The organism is Micromonospora sp. NPDC000207 (assembly GCF_040300925.1).
Lineage (GTDB): Bacteria > Actinomycetota > Actinomycetes > Mycobacteriales > Micromonosporaceae > Micromonospora.
Window position 1 is genome coordinate 20,036 of the sequence record NZ_JBEPEQ010000044.1, and the last position, 23,516, is coordinate 43,551.

Genomic DNA, 23,516 nt, shown 5'->3' on the forward strand with positions numbered 1-23,516 from the left:
CCTCAGCTCACCACCGGTACGAAGACCGCCAGGATCAGGTACGCGGTGGGTACGGCGAACAGAATCGAGTCCAGGCGGTCCATCAGCCCCCCGTGTCCGGGCAGCAGGGTGCTCATGTCCTTGATCCCGATGTCCCGCTTGATCATGGATTCGGCGAGGTCACCGAGGACCGCTGCGCCGGAGACGGCCACCCCGAACAGCGCCCCCCACCAGGGGGGCACGTCGAACAGCAACCAGATCAGCACCGCGCTGCCGGCCGCTGCGGCGAGCACCGAGCCGGCGAAGCCCTCCCAGGACTTGCTGGGGCTGATGGTCGGTGCCATCTTGTGCCGACCGAACGACACCCCGGTCGCGTACCCGCCGGTGTCGGAGAGGACCACCGCCACCAGGGTGACCAGCACCCGCCAGTGCCCGTCGTCGGGGACCGCTGCCAACAGGGCCGCGAAACCGGCCAGGAAGGGCACGTAGACCGCGATCATCGCGATGGCGACCAGGTCCGGTTTGAGGCCCCTGAACCCGTCGCCGAGCCGCCAGATCGTGGCACCGACGATTGTCACCAACAGACCGAGGGTGAGCGCGTCCGGGCCGGCCCACCAGGCCAGCACGATGGTGAGCACCGAACCGGCGACCAGGGGCACCGTCGGCGGCCGGGCACCGACCCGGCGTACCGCCCGGCTCATCTCCCAGACCCCGACCCCCACCGCGGCAGCGATCACCGGCAGGAAGGCAGGCGGGTAGGTGAACAGCGGGACGAGGATCAGCGCGCCCAGCGCCAGCCCCACCCCGATCGCGGCCGGCAGGTTCCGTCCGGCCCGGCTCGGCCTCGGCTGCTGGGTCGCGGGGCGATCGGCGCTCGCCCGGCGGCGACCCGGGCCACGCCGGTCCGAGGGCTGCTGGGGATCCGGATCCGACTCGGGTTCCGGCTCCGGCCTGATCGCGGCGAACTGGGCGGTGGGTCGCTCGTCCACTGGCGGTCGTGCGGGGCCGGAGGCGGGCGGCCGACCCAGGCCCGTGCCCGGAGCCGACGTCGGCGTCGGGGTCGGGGTCGGGGTCGGGGTCGGGGTCGGGGTCGGGGTCGAGGGTCCTGCCGCACCCACGGTTGAGGAGACACCGGGGTCGGTGGCCGGCGCGTCGTCCCGGTCACCGGTGGGAGTTCCCGACACCGGACGGTCCGTGGCCGGGATCGGTCGGGTGCCGTACGGGTCGGTGGGCTGTTCCCGGTCTGCCGGTTCGGCGTACCGGCCGGGCAGGGGTCCGGTCTGCCGGGCCGCCAGTGGGCCCGGGCCCGGCTCCATGTCCCGGTCCGGCCAGGGCAGCCCCGGCCCCGGCTCGGGGCGGTCCCAACCGCGCGGCTCGGTGCCGCTGTAGGGGTCGAGAGGGGACATCACGAACCGGACGAACGAGGTACAGGTACCACCACAGGACGCAGAAACACGATCATCCCCTACCGGCGCGACTGTTCCGTTCGATGTGGTCCGCCCGACGGACGGATGACTCCTGCCGTGCACCCGTGGCTGCCAGGAATCGTGCCGAGCCTACTGCACTCGACCAGCGGGCCGGGTGGACGACCGACCGGGCGGAGGCCGCTTCTCGGTCCGACCCGGCCCATCAGGGGCCTGACCTGGGCGTGGAGCTGAACCCGACCCGGGCCCGACCTGGACCTGAGCTGGAGCTGAACCCCGACTCGGGCCTGACCTGGACCTGACCTGGAGCTGGAGCTGAACCCCGACTCGGGCCTGACCTGGTTCGGGCCGCAGAAGCAGGGTGGCACCGGAGGCACGCCCACGGGGCGCACACACCCGGTGCCACGGCGTCGCCGACGCTCGTCGGCGAGCGGCTCAGACCTCCAGCAGCTCGGTCTCCTTGTGCTTGACCATGTCGTCGACGGTGCCCACGTACCGCTGGGTCAGGTCGTCCAGGTCCTTCTCGGCGCGCCGGCCCTCGTCCTCGCCGACCTCGCCGTCCTTGACCAGCCGGTCCAGCTCTTCCTTGCCCTTGCGCCGGATGTTGCGGATGGCCACCTTGGCCTCCTCGCCCTTGTTCCGGGCGATCTTGATCATTTCCCGGCGCCGCTCCTCGGTCATCTGCGGGAGCAGGATGCGCAACTGGTTGCCCTCGTTGTTCGGGTTCACGCCGAGGTCCGAGTCGCGGATGGCCCTCTCAATCGCGCCGATCTGCGAGTTGTCGTACGGCTTGATGATCACCATGCGGGGCTCGGGGACCCCGATCGAGGCCATCTGCGGCAGGGGGGTGGGAGTGCCGTAGTACTCGATGATGACCTTGGAGAACATGGCGGCGTTGGCGCGGCCGGTACGAATCGCGCCGAACTCCTCCTTGGCGTGCTCTACCGCACGGTCCATCTTCTCTTCGGCCTCGAGGAGGGTGTCGTCGATCACCGCTGCCTCGCCTCCTTCTTGTGCTCGTCGTGGCTGGTGGTCTCGGAGGGCCGGTGGCCACGCCCCGGCGTACCCGGCCCCCGGCGGGTGGGAGCCGGCGCGGTCAGGCGGTGATCAGGGTGCCGATCTTCTCGCCCCCGACGGCCCGGATGATCGTGTCGTCGCCCTGGGCGCCGAAGACGAGCATCGGCAGGCCGTTCTCCATGCAGAGGCTGAACGCGGCGGCGTCGGCCACCCGCAGATTACGCCGCAGGACCTCGGAGAAGGTGATCGACTCGAACTTGCTGGCGGTCGGGTCCACCCGGGGGTCGGCGCTGTAGACGCCGTCCACGCCGTTCTTGCTCATCAGGACCACGTCCGCGTGGATCTCCAGGGCCCGCTGGGCGGCCACCGTGTCGGTGGAGAAGTACGGCATGCCGGCCCCGGCGCCGAAGATGACCACACGGCCCTTCTCCAGGTGCCGGATGGCCCGCAGCGGGATGTAGGGCTCGGCGACCTGCGCCATCGTGATCGCGCTCTGCACCCGCGTCTCGATGCCCTCCTTCTCCAGGAAGTCCTGCAACGCGAGGCAGTTCATGACGGTGCCGAGCATGCCCATGTAGTCGGCCCGGGCGCGGTCCATGCCGCGTTTCTGCAGCTCCGCGCCGCGGAAGAAGTTGCCCCCACCCACCACCACGGAGACCTGTACGCCCCGGCGGGCCACCGTCGCGATCTGTCGCGCGATCGCCTGGACGACGTCCGGGTCGACGCCGATCGCCCCACCGCCGAAGACCTCACCGGAGAGCTTCAGCACCACCCGCCGGGCCCGGCCGGGTGGTGGTGCGGTCGGATCCTCCGCCCCCGGACCCCGGTCACTCACACCCTGCGTCATCCGCCCGCCCTTCCCTCACCCGCGTGCCCCTGCCTGCCCGCGCCCTGCGGGCCTGCCGCTGACGACCCTATGCGACGAGGAGGCCGCGGTGCCTGTGACGTACACCTGCGGCCTCCTCGTCGATGCTTCCCCCGCACGGACGCCGGAGCGCCCGTGGCACGGCTCAGGCCTGGCCGACCTCGAACCGCACGAACCGGGTCACCTCGATGCCGGCCTCGGCCAGCACCTGCTTGACGGTCTTCTTGTTGTCCGCCACCGACGACTGCTCGATGAGGACGTAGTCCTTGAAGAAGGCGTTGACCCGACCCTCGACGATCTTCGGCAGGGCGGCCGCGGGCTTGTTCTCCTCGCGGGCGGTCTGCTCGGCGATCCGCCGCTCGGACTCGACGACGTCCGCAGGCACCTCGTCGCGGGTGAGGAACTTCGGCCGCATCGCGGCGATCTGCATCGCGACGGCACGGGCGTCGGAGTCGGCGGCCTCGTCGGACTTGCCGGTGTACTCGACGAGCACGCCGACGGCCGGGGGCAGGTCCTGGCTCTTGCGGTGCAGGTAGACGGCGGTGGTGCCGTCGACCTTGGCGAAGCGGTTGAGCACCAGCTTCTCACCGATCTTGGCGGACTGCTCCTGGACCACGTCGGCGACGCTCTTGCCGTCGAGGGTCGAGGCGAGCAGCTCCTCGGCGTTGGCGACACCGGCGGTCTCGCCGTGCTCGACCAGCTGCTGGGCCAGGGCGATGAAGGCGTCGGTCTTGGCGACGAAGTCGGTCTCGCAGTTGAGCTCCAGCAGCGCCTTGCCGGAGTGCGCGACCAGACCGTTGGCGGCGGTACGCCCGGCCCGCTTGCCGACATCCTTCGCGCCCTTGACGCGCAGGATCTCGATGGCCTTGTCGAAGTCGCCCTCGGCGTCGGTCAGCGCCTTCTTGGAGTCCATCATGCCGGCGCCGGTCAGGTCGCGGAGCCGCTTGACGTCCGCAGCGGTGAAGTTGGACATGACTCTCTCTTCGGTGTTGGGACTGCGTGGATGGTCGGCCTGGTCACCCGGTCACGAGCGGGATGTGCCGGGCTGGGCGAGCGCTCCCCACCGCCGGGGCGACCCGGCGGTGGGGAGCGACGGTACGCCTTACTCGGCGGCGGCGGCCGCCGGCTGCTCGGTCTTCTGCTCGGACTCGTCGGCGGCCTTCGCCTGCTCGTCGGCCTTCGCAGGCTCGTCGGCCTTGGTCGGCTCGTCGGCCTTCTTCGGCTCCTCGAGCAGCTCACGCTCCCACTCGGCCAGCGGCTCGTCGGCGCCGACCTGACCCGGCTCGGGCTTCTCGTCGGTGCCCCGACGACGGCCCGAACGGGCGATCAGACCGTCGGCCACGGCGGCGGCGACGACCCGGGTGAGCAGTTCGGCCGACCGGATCGCGTCGTCGTTGCCCGGGATCGGGAAGTCGACCTCGTCCGGGTCGCAGTTGGTGTCGAGCACCGCGATCACCGGGATGCCCAGCTTGCGGGCCTCGTCGACGGCGATGTGCTCCTTCTTGGTGTCGACCACCCACACCGCGGCCGGGAGCTTCTGCATGTCCCGCAGACCACCAAGGGTCTTGGTCAGCTTCACCTTCTCGCGGGAGAGCTGCAGGGTCTCCTTCTTGGTGTAGCCGACGGCGGTGCCGCTGAGGTCGCCCAGCGCCTCCAGCTCCTTCATCCGCTGCAGCCGCTTGTACACCGTCTGGAAGTTGGTCAGCATGCCGCCGAGCCACCGGTGGTTGACGAACGGCTGGCCGACCCGGGTCGCCTGCTCGGCGATAGCCTCCTGGGCCTGCTTCTTGGTGCCGACGAAGAGGATGCTCCCGCCCTCGGCCACCGTGGTACGCACGAACTCGTACGCCTTCTCGATGTACTCGAGGGTCTGGCGCAGGTCGATGATGTAGATGCCGTTGCGCTCGGTGAAGATGAAGCGCTTCATCTTCGGGTTCCAGCGGCGGGTCTGGTGCCCGAAGTGGACACCGCTCTCCAGCAGCTGACGCATGGTCACGACGGCCATGGTGGGGTACTCCTTGTGATCCCTGGTTGGTCCGCCCGGCCGGCGGCCGGGCATCCTGGCGCCCGGTCGCCGGCCGTGGTGGGCCCGATCATGTTCGACCGGGACCAGGGAGGGCCGTCGCCCCACGACAACCGTGGAGAGGGCACGCGAGGTCGACCGCACGAGGCGGTCGCCAGTCGCCCAGTGTACGCCCCCCTCCGGTCCCCGGGACCGAACCCCCTGATCCGGCCGCCCACGGCGGGGTGGGTCGCCGGATCAGGGGCGGAACCTGCGGCGATGCCGGGTCAGCCGGCCGCGATTGCGGCGGCGAAGAACAACGCCAGACCGACCGCCAGGTACGCCGTGGGCGGACGGAGCCAGCCCCGTCCCCCGTCGGAGAGGGCGAGACCACCGGTACGCAGCCCGTACAGGCCGACGGCGAAGATCGGCAGCCCGAGCACCAGGAAGATCCCGACCACCACGTTGGCGGTGGAGAGGGGATCGACCACCGTCCCGTTGTAGAGCACCCGCAGGGCGGGCACCTCGAAGATCACGACCAGGAGGGTGAGCAGGGTGGCCAACGCGGGCCGCCGGGTCCGGTACACCCCGTCCCCCGCCGGCCCGCCGGTCGGACGACCCGCGTCGACCCCGAAGGTCAGCGGCTCACCGGCAGGGCCGCCGAAGTCCGACCTGGGGGTGATCGGGGACATCGGTCCGGTCGGCAGGTCCATCGGGTTCGGCGGCTGCGGGCGGCCCGGCTCGGCGACCGGATCGGTCCCGCGTACCGCCTCGGCCCCGCCGGGCTGGTCCCCGCCGGGCCGGACGCCGACCTCGCGGGCCTGCTCGCCGAAGCGGTCCCGGTCACCGGTCCGGTCCAGATCGGCGAACGGACTCCGGTCACCGGTCCGGTCCAGGTCGGCGAACGGACTCCGGTCACCCGAGCGGTCCAGGTCGGCGAACGGACTCCGATCGCCGCCACGACCCGGGTCGGTGAGGAGGTCCCGGTCGCCGGTCCGGCCCTGGTCCGTCCCGGGGTTCGGGTCGACGCCACGGGGTGCGGGTACGCCGCTCGTGGGTGCCGGGCCGCGTCGCGAGTCGATGCCACCGGTGGGGTCCACACCACGCGCGAGATCGACACCGCCGAGCGGCGCCGACCCCTCGGCAGGCTCGGCTCCACCAAGATGGTCCCGGCCTCGACCCGGATCGGTGGTGCGGGCCGGGTCGGTGGTGCGCATCGGATCGGTGGTGCGCATCGGGTCGATGGTGCCGGCCGGGTCGATGGTGCGGGCCGGGTCGGGGCTCAGGCCGGGCTCCCCGGCGAAACCCGTCTCCGTGACCCGACCGGCAGCGTGGCCCCGCACCGCCGGAATGGCGCGTTCCACGGCAGGGCTGCGCTGGAGACCACCGCCGGGGCCGCGCTCCAGGGCGACCGCCCGTCCGTGTTCCGAGCCCACCGCCCGCTCAGGAAGCGGCTCGGGGCCCACCGGCGGCTCCACGCCACGGCCGGAGACGGCGGTACGCCCGGAGTCCGCCGGACGCTCGACGTCGGGCGTACGACCGGGGTCCGTCGGTCGACCGAAGTCGCCCGGACGCACCGGCTCGGCCCCCCGGCCCGGCTCGACGATCGGATACCCGCCCAGCGGTGCCGAGCGCAACGGATCGAGCGACCTGACGGGCGGCTCGGCGTCGTAGCGGGCAGGCGGCTCGGCGTCGTAGCGGGCAGGCGGCTCGGCGTCGTACGGGTTCGACGAGACCGGTGCGGCCGGCGTCGGGCGGGCCACCGGCAACGCGATCTCCATCGAGGTGTGCGCCGACCGGGACTGGTCCCATTCCACGGTTCGGCCGCTCCCCGTCACCTCGGGGGACTGCTCACCCCGTCGAGGTGGCGACTGAGCGTAACCGCCGGACTCGGTACCGTCCCCGCCGAACGGGTCACCCGGGGCGTACCGGCCCACAGTCGCGTGCCGCCCGGACGAGGGCTCGTCGAGCTCCTCGTACCGCCGCTGCCCCGGGTCGGTCCGCTGGTCCGGGGCACGGCGGTCGTCCGCCCGGTACCGTCCCTCGTCCGCCGCAGGCCAGTCCGACTCGCCGTATCCCCGTTCGCCGGAGTACCAGCGGGGGTCCTGATCATCGGGAAAGCTCCGTCGTCCGTCCACGACCGGCACGGTATGTGACGAAGGCTCCACCGCGCCATTCGTACGGCGTGCCGCGCCCCGTACGTCCTGGTCGGCGGGAGATCCTGCGGTCGGCCGACGGCTGCGACAGCCGACCCCGCCATAGCACGACAAGGGCATGATCGTCCGGTTGTCCACAGAACGCCGTCGTCCACAGGAGGTCCCCCGGCGACGTCTCCTCGACGGCACCCTGCACACATGACGAAACGGAACCAGGCCGTCGGCGCGTACGGCGAACGTTGTGCCCTGCGGCACCTGATCGCGACCGGCCTGCGGCCGGTCGACCGCAACTGGCGGTGCTCGGCGGGCGAGATCGACATCGTGGCGTGGGACGGTGACGTGCTCGCCTTCTGCGAGGTGAAGACGCGCCGGAACGAGGCGTTCGGCACCCCCGCCGAGGCGATCGTGCCGACGAAGGCGCGCCGGTTGCGCGGACTGGCCGTACGATGGCTCGCCGCCACCGGCACCAGCGCCGCCGAGCTGCGGTTCGACGTCCTCTCCGTACGGCTCGCCGCGGCCGGACCGGCACGGGTCGAGCACGTCAAGGGTGCGTTCTGAGATGGGCGGGCAGCGATGAGCTACGCCCGGGTGCACTGCGTCGGACTGGTCGGGGTGACCGGCCACGTGGTGCAGGTGGAGGCGGACCTGGCTCCCGGGCTGCCGGCCGTGGTGGTCTCCGGGCTGCCGGACACCGCGTTGCACGAGGCCCGCGACCGGGTCCGCGCCGCCGTCGTCAACTCCGGCCAACGGTGGCCCAACCGGCGGATCACCATCAACCTCCTCCCCGCCGACCTGCCCAAGTTCGGATCCGCATTCGATTTGGCCATCGCTGCGGCGCTGCTCGGTGGGGCCGGTGAGCTGGCCCTGACCGCCCTGGACCGGGTGGTGCTCCTCGGTGAGCTGGGCCTCGACGGGACGGTACGGCCGGTCCGGGGGGTCCTCCCGATGGTCACCGCCGCCGTGCGGGCCGGCCTGGACCGGGTCGTCGTTCCCGCCGAGAACGCCGCCGAGGCGGCGATGATCCCCGGCGTACGGGTCCGGGGGGTCGACACACTGCACCGACTCGTCGGATTCGTCCGCGACGGCACGCCCCTGCTCGAACCACCCACCCCACCGACGTCGCCACCGCCGGACGGGCCGGACCTCGCCGACGTGGCCGGACAGTCCCTCGGCAGAAGGGCAGTGGAGGTGGCCGCTGCCGGTGGCCACCACCTGGCGCTGCTCGGACCACCGGGAGCGGGGAAGACGATGCTCGCCGAACGACTACCGTCGATCCTCCCCGAGCTTGACGACGGGGCCGCACTGGAGGTCACCGCCCTGCACTCGATCGCCGGACGGCTCCCGGCGGACGGACGGCTGCTGCGCCGGCCACCGTTCCAGGCACCGCACCACACCGCCACTGTCGCCTCCCTGGTCGGCGGCGGCTCCGGGCTGGCCCGGCCCGGAGCGCTCTCGCTGGCCCACCGGGGGGTGCTCTTCCTGGACGAGGCCGCCGAGTTCGGCAAGAACGCGCTGGAGGCGCTCCGGCAGCCGTTGGAGAGCGGACGGGTCCGGCTCACCCGCTCCCGGGGCGGTACGGAGTTCCCGGCCCGGGTCCAGTTGGTGCTGGCAGCGAACCCCTGCCCCTGCGCGAAACCCGCAGGGGACTCACATTGCGAGTGCACCCCACTGGCCCGACGGCGGTACCTCGGCCGGCTGTCCGGTCCACTACTGGACCGGATCGACGTGCAGGTGACGGTCCAGCCGGTCCGAGCTGCCGAGCTGATGGCCACCGAATCGACGAGCGAGTCGTCCGCCGTGGTGGCGGCCCGGGTAACCACCGCCCGGGCCGCCGCCGCCCACCGGTGGAGACCGTTGGGGCTGAACCTCAACGCCGAGGTCCCCGGTCCGGTCCTGCGTCGGCCACCGTGGCGCCTTCCCCTGTCGGACACCGCTGAGCTGCGTGCCCGGCTGGACCGGGGTTCCCTCTCCGCCCGAGGCTTCGACCGGGTCGTCCGGCTGGCCTGGACCATCGCCGACCTGGACGGTCGGGACCGCCCGGGCCGCGACGACGTGCTGGAGGCCACCGGCCTGCGGACCGGGGAGGAGTCGTGAGCCGCGACGACGACCGGCTGGCCCGGGTGGCGTTGACCTGGCTCACCGAGCCCGGCACCCGGTCGGTGCACGGCCTGGTCGGTCGGTGGGGTCCGGCCGCCACCCTGGATCTGTTGCTCGACGGTGGTGCGCCCGACGATGCCCTGCGGGCCACTGTGACCGCCCGGCTCGGGGCCGGTGACCCCCGGGCGATCGCCACCGAGGCGTTGGCCCGGGCCGACCGGCTCGCCACCCGGCTGGTCACCCCGCACGACCCGGAGTGGCCCGTTCGGGTCGACGGGCTGACCGGCCTCGGACCGGTCGCGCCCGGCCGCCGGGTCGACCGGGAGACCGCTCCCCCGCTCTGCTTCTGGGTACGCGGCTCCTGGTCCCTGACCGAGGTACTGGAGCAGTCGGTGGCGGTGGTCGGGGCCCGGGCCGCCACCGGCTACGGGGTACACGTCGCCACCGACGTCGGCTACGGGCTTGCCGAACGGGGCTGGACGGTGGTCTCCGGCGGGGCCTTCGGGATCGACGCCGCCGCCCACCGGGGTGCGTTGACCGCCGGTGGGGTGACGGTCGCCGTGCTCGCCTGCGGGGTGGACCGGCCCTATCCGGTGGGCAACACCGCCTTGTTCGACCGGATCGCCGAGAGTGGACTGCTGGTCAGCGAGTGGATACCGGGTTCGGCACCGCTGCGACCCCGGTTCCTCATCCGCAACCGGGTGATCGCCGCCGCCACCCTCGGCACCGTGTTGGTCGAGGCGTCGGCCCGCAGCGGTGCCACCCAGACCCTGCGCCGGGCGATCGGGTTGCGACGCCCGGCGATGGTGGTGCCCGGCCCGGTCACGTCGGCGATGTCGGTGGGGGCACACGAGACCCTGCGGGAGTATCCCGAGAGCACCCGACTGGTGACCGGGGTGCCGCACGTGCTGGAGGAGGTGGGCCGGATCGGCGTCGACCTCGCCCCGCAGGCCCGGGGGCCGGAGCGCCCCCGGGACGACCTCGACGACGAGGCGGCAATGATCCTGGAGTCCATGCCCCGCCGGGGAGTGGCCGGGGTGGAGGCGCTCGCCGCCGGCGCCGGGGTGGACCTCCGTACCGCCCTGCGCAAGCTCTCCCTGTTGGAACAGCTCGGCCTGGTCGGTCGCCACGACGGCGGGTACCGGCTCGTGGTCGCCTCCGACACCGCCGGCCGGTCCGGCTCGGGTTCCGGCGGGGCGGATGCGACCACCGGTCGGCGGTGACATGATCCGTTCGTGGTGGTTGACCCCCGGGGCACCCGGACCCGGCACGAGGCGCTGCCGGTGGCCCTGCGTGCCTCCGTGGACGACTTCGCCGGTCACCTCGGGCAGGTGCTCGGTCGCTCCGAGCACACGGTACGGGCCTACGTCACCGACCTGGTCTCGCTCCTCGACCACGCCGCCCGGATGGGGCGTACCACCCCGGCCGAGCTGGACCTCGCGGTGCTGCGGAGTTGGTTGGCCCGACAGCGGACCTCCGGGGCGGCGCGCTCCACCCTGGCCCGGCGGGCCGCCTCGGCTCGGGTCTTCAGCACGTGGGCGCACCGCACCGGGCTGCTCACCACCGACGTGGCCGCCGCACTCGCCACCCCGCGGGCCCACCGGGACCTGCCCACGGTCCTCCGGGCCGACCAGGCCGAGCAGTTGGTCCAGGTGCCCGTCGACGACGACCGCCCCGTGTCGCTGCGTGACCGTCTGCTGCTGGAACTGCTCTACGCCACCGGGGTTCGGGTCAGCGAGGCGTGCGGGGTGGACGTCGCCGACGTCGACCAGGGGCGACGACTGCTTCGGGTGCTGGGCAAGGGCGGGCGGGAACGGGCGGTGCCGTACGGCCAGCCGGCCCAACGGGCGCTCGACGGCTGGCTCCGGGCCGGTCGACCGGCGCTGGCCGCCCCGACGAGCGGGGACGCCCTGCTGCTCGGGGCGCGTGGTGGCCGGTTGAACCCGACCACCGCCCGACAGGTCGTGGCCGCGTACGCCCGCGCCGTCGGGCTGCCCGGCACCAGCCCGCACAGCCTGCGGCACTCGGCCGCCACCCACCTGTTGGAAGGCGGCGCGGACCTGCGCTCGGTGCAGGAGATGCTGGGCCACTCCGCCCTGTCCAGCACCCAGATCTACACGCACGTGTCGGTGGAACGGCTGCGGTCGGCGTACCGGCAGGCTCATCCCCGGGCCTGAGTCCCGGCGGCCCCGGGAGCGCCAGCGCCAGGCGAAGACCGGGCCGGGAGGCCGCGCCGGGCTACGATCAGGTGGTGAGCCCGTCGCCACCGCCCGAGCCGATCGCCGGTGCCCGACTGCTCTTCTCCCTCGACCCGGCGGTCAGTCACCTCAACCACGGTTCGTTCGGTGCGGTACCGATCCCGGTGCAACGCGCCCAGCACCGGCTGCGCGACGAGATGGAGGCCAACCCGTTGCGCTTCTACAGCCAGGGGTTGACCGACCGGATCGCCCACGCGCGTCGCCACCTCGCGACCTTCCTGGACGCGGACCCGCAGGGTGCGGCGTTGGTGTCCAACGCGACCACCGGCGTCGGTGTGGTGTTGCAGTCCCTCGGTCTCGGCCCCGGCGACGAGGTGATCAGCACCGACCACGCGTACGGGGCGGTCACCCTCGCCATCGCCCGGGAGTGCCGCCGGACCGGAGCGACCTCCCGGGTCCTGCCGGTGCCGCTGACCGCCCCCGACGAGGACGTCGTCCGGATCGTCCGGGCCGGTCTGCGTCCCGGCCGAACCCGTCTGGTCGTCCTCGACCAGGTCACGTCCGCCACCGCCCGGCTGATGCCGGTAGCGGCCGTCGTCTCGGCGGCCCACGCACACGGGATTCCGGTGCTGGTGGACGCCGCCCACGTGCCGGGCATGCTGCCGGTGTCGGTCAGCGACGTCGCCGCCGACTTCTGGGTCGGCAACCTGCACAAGTGGGGGTACGCCCCGAGAGGAACCGCGCTGCTGGTGGTGGCCGAGCCGTGGCGGGACCGGATCGAGCCACCGGTGGTCTCCTGGGAGCAGGAGTCGGGCTTCCCGGCCCGGCTGGAATGGCAGGCCACAGTGGACTACACCCCGTGGCTGGCCGCCCCGGTGGGGCTGTTCACCCTCCGCAGTCTCGGTCTGGACCGGGTACGCCGACACAACGCCGCCCTGGCCGCGTACGGGCAACGGGTCGTCGGTGAGGCACTGGGGGTGGGGCCGGCCGCGCTCCCGGACCCCGGCGATCCGGCGGTGGCGATGCGCCTGGTGCCGCTGCCGCCCGGGGTCGCCACCACCTTCGACGCGGCCCGGTCCCTGCGGCAGCGGATCGCCGACCGACTCGCCACCGAGGTCTCGGTGGCGTCGTGGCACGGCCGGGGGTGGCTCCGCCTCTGTGGCCAGGTCTACAACACCCCCGACGAGTACGAACGCCTCGCCCTCCGGCTGCCCGCACTGCTCGACCACCGCTGATCCCGCCCACGACCACCCGCCGCCGAGGACTTCCTGTCCTCGGCGAGCCGGCACTGCCATCCGATGTCGCCCTGCGGACTCGACCGGGAAGTCGGTTCAGTCGGGGTGCCGGCACTGCCGTCCGATGTCGCCCTGCGGACTCGACCGGAAGTCGGTTCAGTCGGGGAGCGGGAGCAGACGGACGGGGCCGAGGCCGAGCAGCGAGAGCGGATCGAGGTACTCCTGCCCTCGGCGTAGTCCCCAGTGCAGGCAGGCCGTTGCCGAACAGCCAGGGTGCCCGGGGAGCAGGACACCGAGGCCGCCGCCCGCATCCAGCCGCTGCCCGACGTCGACGACCGGTTGGACGGGCTCGTAGGTCGTTCGCAGTCCGTCGGCGTGCCCCACCGTGACGACCGGGCGACCGGCGACAGCTCCGGCGAAGAGCACCACCCCGGGGCCGGCCGCGTGGACGGTGCTGCCCGGTCCCGCAGCCAGGTCCACCCCTCGGTGTCCCGGCAGCCAGGGCTCGGGCGGAGGGGTGAATCGCCGCCGGAGTTCGGGCGTGCCGGGCAGGGGCCAACGGAATCCGCCCGGGACCACCTCACCCGGCTGCACCGACCCGACCCGAACGGAAGCCCCCACCGACCTGACCGCCGACACCGGCGGCACCGCCGCGACCGCCGGTAACGGAAAGACCGCCGGTAACGGAAGGACCGCCGGTAACAGGGCGGCCGACCAAACCGGCTCGACGGTGGTGGGGCGGGCCGGTGGGGCGGGGTCGAGTGGGGTCGACGCGGGTACGCAGAGCAGCAGGGCGGTCGCCATCACGATGAACATGTCGGCGAGGGTGCCTGGGTGACCCGCAGCGACGCAGCCCCGTCCGTCGTCGGCTGTGGACAGGGCACCGGCTGTGGACGACGCCCCACAGACGACGACGATCTGCTATGGCCGTACCGGCGGCCGGGCGGCACCACGCAGGCGACCAGGACGCGGGCGAGCAGCCGACCCCGGGGGCGGGTCACGGGTACACGGTGGAGGGTCGGGACGCGAACGAGCGGCGGGGCCTGGCGGCCGGGCTGAGGAATCCGGGCCGGAGGCACCCTCCCCCGCGCAGCGGTACGCGGGAACGGGTGGCGGGTCAGTTACCGAAGCCGGTGTCGGTCGGCAGGGAGATGTCGGGCTTCTCCAGCTCTTCGACGTTGACGTCCTTGAACGTCATCACCCGGACGTTCTTCACGAACCGGGCCGGACGGTACATGTCCCAGACCCAGGCGTCGTGCATCTCCACCTCGAAGTAGACCTCGCCGTCGGAGTTGCGCACGTGCAGGTCGACCTGGTTGGCCAGGTAGAACCGGCGCTCGGTCTCCACCACGTACGAGAACTGGCGGACAATGTCGCGGTACTCCCGGTAGAGCTGCAGCTCCATCTCGGTCTCGTACTTCTCGAGATCTTCCGCGCTCATCGCACTCCGCCTTCCATGACGACATCTTCCCCCACCGGCGCGGGAGGTCGAGGTTGCTCGCCCGACGCCACGCCGACGGTACCTGCTGACAACCCCGTACGCTCCATCGGCTCGTACGACCTTTCCCGCCCGGGACGGCGTGATCGGGGCGGTCGACCGGCCCGCCCCGAGACGGTGGCGACGTTGACGTACGAGAATCGGTGTTCCCGGCACGGGCCGAGTTCCCGCAGCGCCGTCGAGTGATCGGCGGTGATGTAGCCCTTGTGCTCGGCGAATCCGTAACCGGGGTAGGTGCCGTCCAACTCGACCATGAGCCGGTCCCGGGTCACCTTGGCCAGCACGCTGGCTGCGGCCACACAGGCGGCGACCCGGTCGCCCTTCCAGACGGCCAGCCCCGGCACGTCCAGCCCGTCGACGCCGAACCCGTCGCTGAGCACGTACTCGGGGCGGACTGTCAGCGAGGCGAGCGCCCGACGCATGGCGGCCAGGTTGCACACGTGCAGGCCCCTGGCGTCGACCTCCTCGGCGGGGACGATCACCACCGCGTACGCCAGGGCCTTGGCCACCACCTCGTCGTGGATCCGTTCCCGGGTGGCGGGGGTGAGCAGCTTGGAGTCGGCCAACCCGTCGATCTCGCCCCGGCGTCCCTCGGGCAGCACGGCGGCGGCGGCCACCAGCGGCCCGGCGCAGGCCCCCCGACCGGCCTCGTCGGCTCCGGCGACGTACCGGAAGCCCCGGCGCTGCAGGGCCCGTTCCAGCGCGTACAGTCCGCCCTCCCGGCGTACCACGGTGCGCGGCGGCGTCAGCATCGGGCGCCCGTCTCGGGGTGCCCCGGCGGACCGGCGGACGGCTCGGTCGTCGGGGCGTCGGTTCGGGGATCGGTGGCGGCCAGCAGCCGGGTCAACAGGGCCGGCAGCTCCTGCGGGTAGCAGATCTCACCGCAGGTGCTCAGCTCCTCCACGGGCCACCACCGGTGACCGGTGACGGTGGCGCGTTCGATCTCGCCGAAACCCGCTGTGTCGACCTCCCAGGTGGAGACCCGGACCAGGAAGAACTGCTGTTCCTGCCGGTACCACACCCCGTCGAAGGGGAACTCGACGGTCTCGGTCCAGACCGGTTCGCCCAACTGGCCGGGGGTCACCCGCAGCCCGGTCTCCTCGGCCAGTTCCCGGGCCGCCCCGTCGGCGGGGGTCTCCCCCGGGTCGAGCCCGCCCCCGGGGGTGAACCAGTACCGGTGGCTGGGCCGGGCCGGATCGAAACCGGTGAAGAGCAACACCCGGCCGGTGGCGTCGACGAGCAGCACCCGGCCGGCCCGGCGAGGGGTGAAGACGGTCACCGTGCCAGCCTGCCAGACGACGCCCGTCGCGCCCATGCCCACCCGGGCCGCGACGGCCCTCGGTGCGGGCCGTCGACCGAACCACAGCGCCGACGAGGCAACGTCACGACGCCGGATCGGGTACGTCGTGGTAGCCCTGCGGAACGGTGAGCCAGGTGGCCCGGTTCACCGGCCAGAAGACCGTGAACGCGCGACCGACCACCGCGTCCTCGCTGATGGTGGCCGACTCGATGTTCTGGCCGGACTGCTGGTAGTGCTCCAGGGAGTCGCCGGAGGCCTCCCGGTGGTCACCCATCACCCAGATCCGCCCTGGCGGCACGGTGACGTCGAACTCCTGGTCGGCCACGCGGTCCCGCCGCCCGTTGGCCTCGTAGATGTACGGCTCGTCCAGCGGCAGACCGTTGATGATGAGCCGGTCCTCCGTGTCGCAGCAGACCAGGTTGTCACCGCCGACGGCGATCACCCGCTTGATGAAGTCCTCACCGTCGGGGTTGCCGCTCCACTCGGTGGGTGCCTTGAACACGATCACCTCGCCCCGCTCCGGGGTCCGGAAGTTGTAGACCAGCTTGTTGACAAGCACCCGGTCGTCGATCTTGAGCGTGTTCTCCATGGACGGAGAGGGAATGAAGAAGGTCTGCAGTACGAAGGCGCGGACCAGTACCGCGACCAGGACGGCCACCCCCAGGAGGATGGGCAGTTCCTTCCAGAACGAACTACGGGGCTTGTCGGTCTGCTCGTCAATCACGACAGGAGCCTACGTCGCCGGGCATGTGTCGACCTTCCGTAACGCGCTAGAACGGATACCACGGTGGCAATCGGGACGAGCAGTGCGACTCCCCCACCGGGAGTCGGTCGTACCGGCAACGGCCCGTCGCCGGCGCTGGCGGTGGCCGCCGGCACCGACTCGTAGGTCTCCGGCACCGGCAGTGGGGCCCACCGCGACGCCGGCCAGACGACCATGAACGCCCGCCCCACCACGTTGTCGATGGGTACGGGACCCTGGCAACGGCCGTCCTGCGAGACGAGCCGGTGGTCGCCCATCACGAAGATCTGACCGGGCGGCACCACGATCTCGTCGAAGCGCCGGGACCGGCACTCGGCCGGGTTCGGCGGGAGGTCCAGAGGGGAGTCCTGGAAGACGTACGTCTCGTCGAGGGGAACGTCGTTGACGGTGACCCGACCCTGCTCGTCACAGCAGGCCACCCGGTCCCCGGGCACCCCCACCACCCGCTTGATGAAGTCCTTCTCGCCGGGGCGGCCCACCCCGATGAGATCGCCCACTGTCTGCGCGGCCCGGCCCGCCAGGCCGGGGTCGGGGCCGAGGTCCACCTGGGGCACCCACTGTTCGGTGCCCCGGAACACCACGACCTCACCGCGCACCGGGTCCCGTACGTCGTAGACGACCTTGTTGACCAGGACCCGGTCTTCGACCAGGAGGGTGTTCTCCATCGACCCCGAGGGGATGAAGAACGCCTGCAACAGGAACGTACGGATCAGCACGGCCAGGCAGAAGGCCACGATCAGCAGCAGCGGCAGTTCCTGCCACAGCGGCATCTGCCTCGGCGTCCGGCGTCGGGACCGGCGTTGCCACGGGTCGACTGTGCCGTCGTCGTCAACCGTCCGCACCACGCAACTCCCCGGTCCGCAGAAACGTCACTACCGCCCGGGAGCCTCCCTGGAGGCCCCACGGGCGGTAGTGGACATCTGTCGTGCCGTCGCTGCCCACCTGCGCCCGTACCGAACAGGGTAGTGCGCCCTCGTCGGTGCGACACACGGGCAGGTCAGGCGGGGGGCGCCGAGTGAGGGGTCAGCTCGGGAGCTTCTCGCGACGCTCCTTGATCTTGGCCTTCTTGCCCCGCAGCTCGCGCAGGTAGTAGAGCTTGGCCCGCCGGACGGCACCCCGGGTCACGATTTCGATCCGGTCGATGGCCGGGCTGTTGACCGGGTAGGTCCGCTCGACGCCGACGCCGAAGCTGACCTTGCGGACCGAGAAGGTCTCGCGCAGACCGTCACCCTGACGGCGGATGACCACGCCCTGGAAGATCTGGACACGGGACCGGTTTCCCTCGACGACCCGGGCGTGCACCTTGACGGTGTCACCGGCCCGGAACTCGGGGAGGTCGGTCCGCTTGGACTGGGCGTCAAGGGCGTCCAGGATGTTCATCACAAACCTCGTGAGGCTCACGGCGCACCGTCAGTCGGCGCGCGGATGGGCGATTCTGATCCCCGGGTGGTGACGACGGGGTCGGCACCGGTCGAGGATCCTCGCAACCTCCCGCGGCGCGGTCGGTTGCGGCAACCGCTCTACTCTGCCACACCCGGCCTCGGCAGGCGAAATCAGTCCCGGCCCGTCGCGGTCGGGTCGGAAACCGTCGGCTCGACACCGACCCGCTCCAGGGCGGCCCGGTCGTGCCGGTCCAGCGACTCCGGGGTAAGTGCGGCGACCAGGTCCGGACGGCGGTTCCCGGTGCGTACCAGCGCCTCGTCGCGTCGCCAGCGGGCGATCCGGGCGTGGTCGCCGGAGCGGAGCACCTCCGGCACCTCCTGTCCGCGCCACGTCTGCGGCTTGGTGTAGACCGGCCCCTCCAGCAGGCCGTGGGCGTGTGACTCCTCGTCCAGCGAGTCGGCGTTGCCCAGCACCCCGGGCAGCAGGCGGACGACCGCCTCCAGGACCACCAGCACCGCCACCTCGCCGCCGAACAGGACGTAGTCGCCGAGGGAGACCTCGGTGACCCGCATCCGGGTCGCGGCGTGGTCGAGGACCCGCTGGTCGATGCCCTCGTACCGGCCGCAGGCGAAGAGCAGGTGCGACTCACCTGCCAGGTCCTGCGCCATCGCCTGGGTGAACGGTGCGCCGGAGGGGGTGGGGACCACCAGCCGGGGCAGGGTCAGCCCGTCCGGGGTCAACTCGTCGGGGGCGAGCGCGTCCAGGGCCTCCCCCCACGGCTCCGGACGCATCACCATCCCGGGGCCACCGCCGTAGGGGGTGTCGTCGACGGTGCGGTGCACGTCGTGGGTCCAGGTCCGCAGATCGTGTACGGCCAGCCGGAGCAGCCCGCCGGCCCGGGCCTTGCCGATCAGGGACAGGTCCAGCGGGGCGAAGTACTCCGGAAAGATCGACACGACGTCGACACGCATGAGGGGGAGACTCCAGCTCGGTCAGAGATCGAGCAGACCGGACGGTGGGTCGACCACCACGCGACTGCCGGCGAGGTCCACCTCCGGCACGATCGCCCGGACGAAGGGGATGTACGCGTCGCGCCCGTCGGGACGACGCAGCACCAACAGGTCGGAGGCGGGAGCGTGGTCGACGCGGCGGACCTCGCCGAGCCGTTCCCCGTCCGGGGTGACAGCGACGAGACCGACGAGTTGGTGGTCGTGGAACTCGTCCGGGTCCGTCGGTGAGTCGATGTCGACGCTCTCCACCACCAGCATGGTGTCGCGGAGCGCTTCGGCGACGTTGCGGTCGTGGACACCCTCGAAGGTGACGAGCAGTCGGCTCTGGTGCCACCGCGCCGCGACCACTGTCAGCCGGTCGGGCACCCGGTAGGCCCCCGGGGTGGGCGGCGCGGCCCGCCCGGCCGCCGCTCCCGGCTCGGTGACCAGCACCGAGCCGGGGGCGAAGCGAGCCTCGGGCTCGTCGGTACGCACTTCCACGGTGACCTCACCGCGGATGCCGTGCGGCTTGCCGATCCGGCCGACGGTGAGCTGCATCAGTACGAGTCGACGATGTCGACCCGGACGCCGCGCCCACCGATGGAGCCGACCACCTGACGGAGGGCCTTGGCGGTACGACCGGAACGGCCGATCACAGTGCCCAGGTCCTCCGGGTGCACGCGGACCTCAAGCCGCTTGCCCCGACGGGAGTCGACCATCCGGACGCGAACGTCATCGGGGTTGTCGACGATGCCCTTGACCAGGTGTTCGAGCGCCGGACGCAGCGCCACGTCAGGCCTGCTCACCGGAGTCCGCAGCGGCCGGTTCCTCGGCCTTCGGGGCCTCGGCCTTCGACTCGTCGGCCTTCGGGGCCTCGGTCTTGGCGGTCTTCTTGGCCGGCTTGGCCGGCGCGTCGGCCAGACCGGCGGCGGCCTTCGCCTCAGCCTCGTAGGCAGCCTTGCGGTCGGTCCGCTCGGCGGCGACCTTCAGCGGCGGCGGCGCCGGCAGGCCCTTGAACTGCTGCCAGTCACCGGTCAGCTCCAGCAGGCGCTGCACGGCCTCGCTCGGCTGGGCGCCGACGGACAGCCAGTACTGGACCCGCTCCGACTTGACCTCGATCACCGAAGGGTCTTCCTTCGGCTGGTAGATCCCGACGAACTCGATCGCCCGGCCGTCGCGCTTGGTGCGCGAGTCGGCGACGACGATGCGGTACTGCGGGTTGCGGATCTTGCCCATCCGCAGGAGCCGGATCTTTACGGCCACAGTTGTTTCGCTCCTGTTGCGATTCTCACCAGCCCGGAGGGCGGTGCACGGGTGAGAGCCGACCGGCACAGTGGGGATGGGCCGGAGACTGCTCGGTGGACTGGCGAGGTGCCCGGGTTAGAGGGCGCCGGACGCTCGCCTGATACCAGCGCCCCATTCTGCCAGATCCGGAGCCGAACGCTCACACCGGACCCGCACCGGCTCCCCCGACAGCTGTCGGGGTGACGAGGAACACACTCAGCGGGCCGGCGGCCGGTCCCATCCGGGTGGCAGTCGGTCCGGCGTGTCCCAGTCCGGGGGTGCCTGGAAGTCGCACCAGGTGCCGTCGAACGGGAACTCACCCGCCTCCGCGAGGGCGATCACCCGCTCCCCCTCGGCGCGGACCGCCCGCTCGTCGGCGACCCAGTAGTGCTCGGGGAAGGCGAGCCGCTCGGAGAACTCGTCCTCGTCCTTCCACGACCACCGGCGGTCCGGCCTGACGATCACGTCGAGGTCCTGGTCGGTCACGTCGACCCCGGCGAGGGTCCCGTCGTCCCACCGGACGCCCGGTTCCTCCAGGTTCACGTACCAGTTGGTGAACCTGTCCTCGTCGTCCCGGAACCACCACACCGAGTGGGCGGCACCGGTGGGAAGGAACTTCAGCAGCGACGGACCCTGCCAGGTGGCCTGCGCCAGCCGGTACGACGAGGTGATCCACTCGGTGAACGGGACCGCCCGCATCCCGAGCCCGGCCGCGGTGACCTCACTGGCCACCGGTGAGTCGCGGGCCACGTGGATCAGCAGCCCCCGCTCGTCGTCGCTGACCACCCGGCCGGTGCGTACCCAGCCGATCCGGCCGCGTCGCACGTTGCGGTGCAGGATCAGCCGCCCCGGCTCGAAACTCATGCACCCCTCCGGCGACTGTCGACCCCGGCACCGCCCCCGGGCGGGAGCGGACCCACCCGAAGGGCCCCACCCCGTGGGACCCTTCGGCGTACCTCAGTAGGCGCGGGCGAGGATGGCGACCAGGTCGGGCTCGTCCTCGGAGTCCGGGACCGACCCGTCGGCCCGCACCAGGCACCGGACGGTCACGCCCTGGCCGTTCGCCTCCGCCTCACCCGACACGCCGACCGCCGACCACGGCACCCGGGCCCACCCGGTGGCCGCCGCGTCGATCGCCTCGGCGAGGGTCGCGACCTCCACGGTGCGCTCCTGCCGGAAGGCGAGCGCCTGGTCGTGGAGGACCTGCTGGTCGGCGTCGAGCGCGGCGAGGACCGCACCCACCACGTCGGCGACCGGGGTCGGTGCCTTCGACCCGTCGGTACGCCGGACCACCACCGCCTTGCCGGCGGCCAGGTCACGGGGGCCGACCTCGACGCGTACCGGGTAGCCGCGCAGCTCGGCGTCGACGGCCCGGCGACCGAACGCGGTGTCGGTCCGGTCGTCGAGCGCGACCCGGACACCGGCGTCACGCAGTGCGTCGCGGAGCCCGGTCGCCGCCTCGCCGACCCCCTCGCCGTCCTTGACGACCATCACGTACGCCTGGATCGGCGCCAGCCTCGGCGGCACCCGCAACCCGTTGTCGTCGCCGTGGGCCATGATCAGCCCACCGAGCATCCGGGTCGAGGTGCCCCAGGAGGTGGTCCAGGCGTGCTCCCGCCCACCCTCGGCGGAGGAGTAGGTGATGTCGAAGGCCTTGGCGAAGTTCTGCCCCAGCTCGTGGCTGGTGCCCAGCTGGAGCGCCTTGCCGTCGCCCATCATGCCTTCGCAGGTGTACGTGGCGGTCGCCCCGGCGAACCGCTCCCGGGTGGTCTTGAGGCCCACCACCACCGGGATGCCGAGGACGCTCACCATCAGGTCCTCGTACGCCTCGTGCAGGATCCTGCGGGCGTAGGCGCGGGCGTCGTCACGGGTGGCGTGGGCGGTGTGCCCCTCCTGCCAGAGGAACTCGCTGGTACGCAAAAAGACGCGCGGACGCAGCTCCCACCGGACCACGTTGGCCCACTGGTTGAGCAGCAGCGGCAGGTCCCGGTAGGAGTCGACCCACTTGGCCATGAACTCGCCGATCACCGTCTCGCTGGTGGGGCGGACCACCACCGGCTCGGCGAGCTGCTTGCCGCCACCGTGGGTGACCACTGCCAGCTCCGGGGAGAAGCCCTCGACGTGCTCGGCCTCCCGCTTGAGGTAGCTCTCCGGGATGAAGAGCGGGAAGTACGCGTTCTCCGCCCCGGCCGCCTTGATCCGGGCGTCCATCTCGGCCTGCATCCGTTCCCAGATGGCATAGCCGGCCGGTCGGATCACCATCGTCCCGCGGACCGGGCCGTTGTCGGCCAGCTTCGCCTTGGCGATCAGATCCTGGTACCAGCGGGGAAAGTCCTCCGCACGGGGAGTGAGCACGCGCGCCATGACCACACATCCTATTCCCCCACCCCCGCCCCACCCCCGCCCCCTCCCTGCCCCACCCCCATCCCCTGCCCCCTCCCCTGCCCCCTCCCCCTGGGGCGCGTTGATCAAGGGGTTTGCGTCACCGGGGGGCCGAAGGCTGACACAAACCCCTTGATCACGCGACTGGAAGGGGGGTGGGGGTTGGGGTTGGGGGTGGGGGGTCAGGTGGGGAGGGGGTGGCCGCGCAGGATGAGGTGGGAGGGGGTGCGGACGGCCCGGAGGTCGCGGCGGGGGTCCTCGGGGTAGACCACCAGGTCGGCGAGGCCGCCCTCGACGAGGCCGGGGAACCCGAGCCACTCCCGGGCCTTCCAGGAGGCGGCGGCCAGCACGTCCACCGGGGACATTCCGGCCTGCTCGTGCAGCAGGAGCATCTCCTCGGCGGCCAGGCCGTGGTCGATCCCACCCCCGGCGTCGGTCCCGACGTAGATCGGCACCCCCGCCTCGTACGCGGCCCGGACCACCTCGGGGAACCGGTCCCGCAGGGCGACCATGTGGTCGGCGTACCGGGGGAACTTGGGGCGAGCCTGGTCGGCGATCCCGCCGAAGGTCCGAATGTTGATCATCGTGGGGATCAGGGCGGTGCCCCGTCGGGCCATCTCGTCGATCAGGTCCAGGCTCAGCCCGGTGCCGTGCTCGACCGAGTCCACTCCGGCCCGCACCATGATGTCGACGGCCGTCTCGGAGAAGGTGTGCACCGCAGCGCGTACCCCGGCGGCGTGGGCGGCCTCGACGGCGGCGGTCATGGTGGTGGCGTCCCAGGCCGGGGCGAGGTCCCCCTCTCCCCTGTCGATCCAGTCGCCGACCAGCTTGACCCACCCGTTGCCCGCCCGGGCCTGCTCGGCCACCGTCGCGGCGACGTCGGCCGCCGCCACCTCCACCCCGATGTCCCGCAGGTACCGCCGGGGCGGCGCGACGTGCCGCCC

Annotated in this window: 25 protein-coding genes; 5 read left to right on the forward strand and 20 right to left on the reverse strand. The window is 72.3% G+C overall.

Annotation, left to right across the window (positions count from 1 at the left end):
• Positions 1-2: 2 nt before the first annotated feature.
• The 6 genes from ABT336_RS13440 to ABT336_RS13465 all read right to left on the reverse strand — a co-directional run bounded on the left by ABT336_RS13440 (position 3) and on the right by ABT336_RS13465 (position 7,425).
• The gene (locus ABT336_RS13440; protein WP_350896839.1) at positions 3-1,385 is read right to left on the reverse strand and encodes a phosphatidate cytidylyltransferase; all 1,383 of its coding nucleotides are present in this window, start codon (positions 1,383-1,385) and stop codon (positions 3-5) included.
• Positions 1,386-1,838: 453 nt separating this feature from the next.
• Positions 1,839-2,396: a ribosome recycling factor gene (frr, locus tag ABT336_RS13445; protein ID WP_350896840.1), complete on the reverse strand. Its 558-nt coding sequence runs from the start codon at positions 2,394-2,396 to the stop codon at positions 1,839-1,841.
• 103 nt (positions 2,397-2,499) lie between these two features.
• Positions 2,500-3,267: a UMP kinase gene (gene pyrH, locus ABT336_RS13450; protein WP_350896841.1), complete on the reverse strand. Its 768-nt coding sequence runs from the start codon at positions 3,265-3,267 to the stop codon at positions 2,500-2,502.
• 163 nt (positions 3,268-3,430) lie between these two features.
• The gene (tsf, locus tag ABT336_RS13455) at positions 3,431-4,258 is read right to left on the reverse strand and encodes a translation elongation factor Ts (RefSeq protein ID WP_350896842.1); all 828 of its coding nucleotides are present in this window, start codon (positions 4,256-4,258) and stop codon (positions 3,431-3,433) included.
• Positions 4,259-4,387: 129 nt separating this feature from the next.
• The gene (gene rpsB / locus ABT336_RS13460; RefSeq protein WP_350896843.1) at positions 4,388-5,290 is read right to left on the reverse strand and encodes a 30S ribosomal protein S2; all 903 of its coding nucleotides are present in this window, start codon (positions 5,288-5,290) and stop codon (positions 4,388-4,390) included.
• A gap of 284 nt (positions 5,291-5,574) precedes the next feature.
• Positions 5,575-7,425: a hypothetical protein gene (locus ABT336_RS13465; RefSeq protein ID WP_350896844.1), complete on the reverse strand. Its 1,851-nt coding sequence runs from the start codon at positions 7,423-7,425 to the stop codon at positions 5,575-5,577.
• 216 nt (positions 7,426-7,641) lie between these two features.
• On the opposite strand from ABT336_RS13465, the gene ABT336_RS13470 reads away from it, so the two are divergent.
• From ABT336_RS13470 to ABT336_RS13490, 5 genes are all read left to right on the forward strand, one after another.
• Positions 7,642-8,001, forward strand: coding sequence for a YraN family protein (locus ABT336_RS13470; RefSeq protein WP_350896845.1), 360 nt, complete (start codon positions 7,642-7,644; stop codon positions 7,999-8,001).
• Positions 8,002-8,016: 15 nt separating this feature from the next.
• On the forward strand, positions 8,017-9,537 hold the full coding sequence (locus tag ABT336_RS13475) for a YifB family Mg chelatase-like AAA ATPase (RefSeq protein WP_350896846.1): 1,521 nt from the start codon (positions 8,017-8,019) through the stop codon (positions 9,535-9,537).
• The gene (locus ABT336_RS13480) at positions 9,447-10,763 is read left to right on the forward strand and encodes a DNA-processing protein DprA (RefSeq protein ID WP_502891175.1); all 1,317 of its coding nucleotides are present in this window, start codon (positions 9,447-9,449) and stop codon (positions 10,761-10,763) included. Before ABT336_RS13475 ends, ABT336_RS13480 begins: the two co-directional genes overlap by 91 nt.
• Positions 10,764-10,778: 15 nt before the next feature.
• Positions 10,779-11,717: a tyrosine recombinase XerC gene (locus ABT336_RS13485; protein ID WP_350896861.1), complete on the forward strand. Its 939-nt coding sequence runs from the start codon at positions 10,779-10,781 to the stop codon at positions 11,715-11,717.
• Positions 11,718-11,791: 74 nt separating this feature from the next.
• Complete coding sequence (locus ABT336_RS13490; protein ID WP_350896848.1) at positions 11,792-12,973, forward strand: aminotransferase class V-fold PLP-dependent enzyme; 1,182 nt, start codon at positions 11,792-11,794, stop codon at positions 12,971-12,973.
• 156 nt (positions 12,974-13,129) lie between these two features.
• On the opposite strand, the gene ABT336_RS13495 is transcribed toward ABT336_RS13490, so the two are convergent.
• The 14 genes from ABT336_RS13495 to ABT336_RS13560 all read right to left on the reverse strand — a co-directional run.
• On the reverse strand, positions 13,130-13,777 hold the full coding sequence (locus ABT336_RS13495; RefSeq protein WP_350896862.1) for a M23 family metallopeptidase: 648 nt from the start codon (positions 13,775-13,777) through the stop codon (positions 13,130-13,132).
• A gap of 313 nt (positions 13,778-14,090) precedes the next feature.
• Complete coding sequence (locus tag ABT336_RS13500; protein ID WP_350896849.1) at positions 14,091-14,414, reverse strand: DUF2469 domain-containing protein; 324 nt, start codon at positions 14,412-14,414, stop codon at positions 14,091-14,093.
• Complete coding sequence (locus ABT336_RS13505; protein WP_350896850.1) at positions 14,411-15,223, reverse strand: ribonuclease HII; 813 nt, start codon at positions 15,221-15,223, stop codon at positions 14,411-14,413. Before ABT336_RS13505 ends, ABT336_RS13500 begins: the two co-directional genes overlap by 4 nt.
• Positions 15,217-15,750, reverse strand: a complete 534-nt coding sequence (locus ABT336_RS13510; RefSeq protein ID WP_350896851.1) for an NUDIX hydrolase — start codon at positions 15,748-15,750, stop codon at positions 15,217-15,219. The genes ABT336_RS13505 and ABT336_RS13510 overlap by 7 nt, the downstream gene beginning before the upstream one ends.
• A gap of 103 nt (positions 15,751-15,853) precedes the next feature.
• Positions 15,854-16,495, reverse strand: a complete 642-nt coding sequence (gene lepB, locus ABT336_RS13515) for a signal peptidase I (protein WP_350896852.1) — start codon at positions 16,493-16,495, stop codon at positions 15,854-15,856.
• The gene (lepB, locus tag ABT336_RS13520; protein WP_350896853.1) at positions 16,492-17,379 is read right to left on the reverse strand and encodes a signal peptidase I; all 888 of its coding nucleotides are present in this window, start codon (positions 17,377-17,379) and stop codon (positions 16,492-16,494) included. The genes lepB (ABT336_RS13515) and lepB (ABT336_RS13520) overlap by 4 nt, the downstream gene beginning before the upstream one ends.
• Before the next feature lie 178 nt (positions 17,380-17,557).
• Positions 17,558-17,914 carry a 50S ribosomal protein L19 gene (gene rplS / locus ABT336_RS13525; RefSeq protein ID WP_350896854.1) on the reverse strand — a complete coding sequence of 119 codons (357 nt, stop codon included), beginning with the start codon at positions 17,912-17,914 and terminating at the stop codon, positions 17,558-17,560.
• A 173-nt stretch (positions 17,915-18,087) separates the two neighbouring features.
• Positions 18,088-18,888 (reverse strand): tRNA (guanosine(37)-N1)-methyltransferase TrmD, encoded by an 801-nt coding sequence (trmD, locus tag ABT336_RS13530; RefSeq protein ID WP_350896855.1) that lies wholly within the window; start codon positions 18,886-18,888, stop codon positions 18,088-18,090.
• 21 nt (positions 18,889-18,909) lie between these two features.
• Positions 18,910-19,464, reverse strand: coding sequence for a ribosome maturation factor RimM (gene rimM, locus ABT336_RS13535; RefSeq protein WP_350896856.1), 555 nt, complete (start codon positions 19,462-19,464; stop codon positions 18,910-18,912).
• Positions 19,464-19,724, reverse strand: coding sequence for an RNA-binding protein (locus ABT336_RS13540; RefSeq protein ID WP_350896863.1), 261 nt, complete (start codon positions 19,722-19,724; stop codon positions 19,464-19,466). Before ABT336_RS13540 ends, rimM begins: the two co-directional genes overlap by 1 nt.
• Positions 19,699-20,169, reverse strand: coding sequence for a 30S ribosomal protein S16 (gene rpsP / locus ABT336_RS13545; protein ID WP_350896857.1), 471 nt, complete (start codon positions 20,167-20,169; stop codon positions 19,699-19,701). The genes ABT336_RS13540 and rpsP overlap by 26 nt, the downstream gene beginning before the upstream one ends.
• A 237-nt stretch (positions 20,170-20,406) precedes the next feature.
• Positions 20,407-21,054, reverse strand: coding sequence for a ribonuclease FAU-1 family protein (locus ABT336_RS13550; protein ID WP_350896858.1), 648 nt, complete (start codon positions 21,052-21,054; stop codon positions 20,407-20,409).
• Positions 21,055-21,147: 93 nt separating this feature from the next.
• Positions 21,148-22,554 (reverse strand): proline--tRNA ligase, encoded by a 1,407-nt coding sequence (proS, locus tag ABT336_RS13555; RefSeq protein WP_350896859.1) that lies wholly within the window; start codon positions 22,552-22,554, stop codon positions 21,148-21,150.
• A 200-nt stretch (positions 22,555-22,754) separates the two neighbouring features.
• The coding region (locus ABT336_RS13560; protein ID WP_350896860.1) for an amidohydrolase family protein at positions 22,755-23,516 on the reverse strand (762 nt) is incomplete at its 5' end.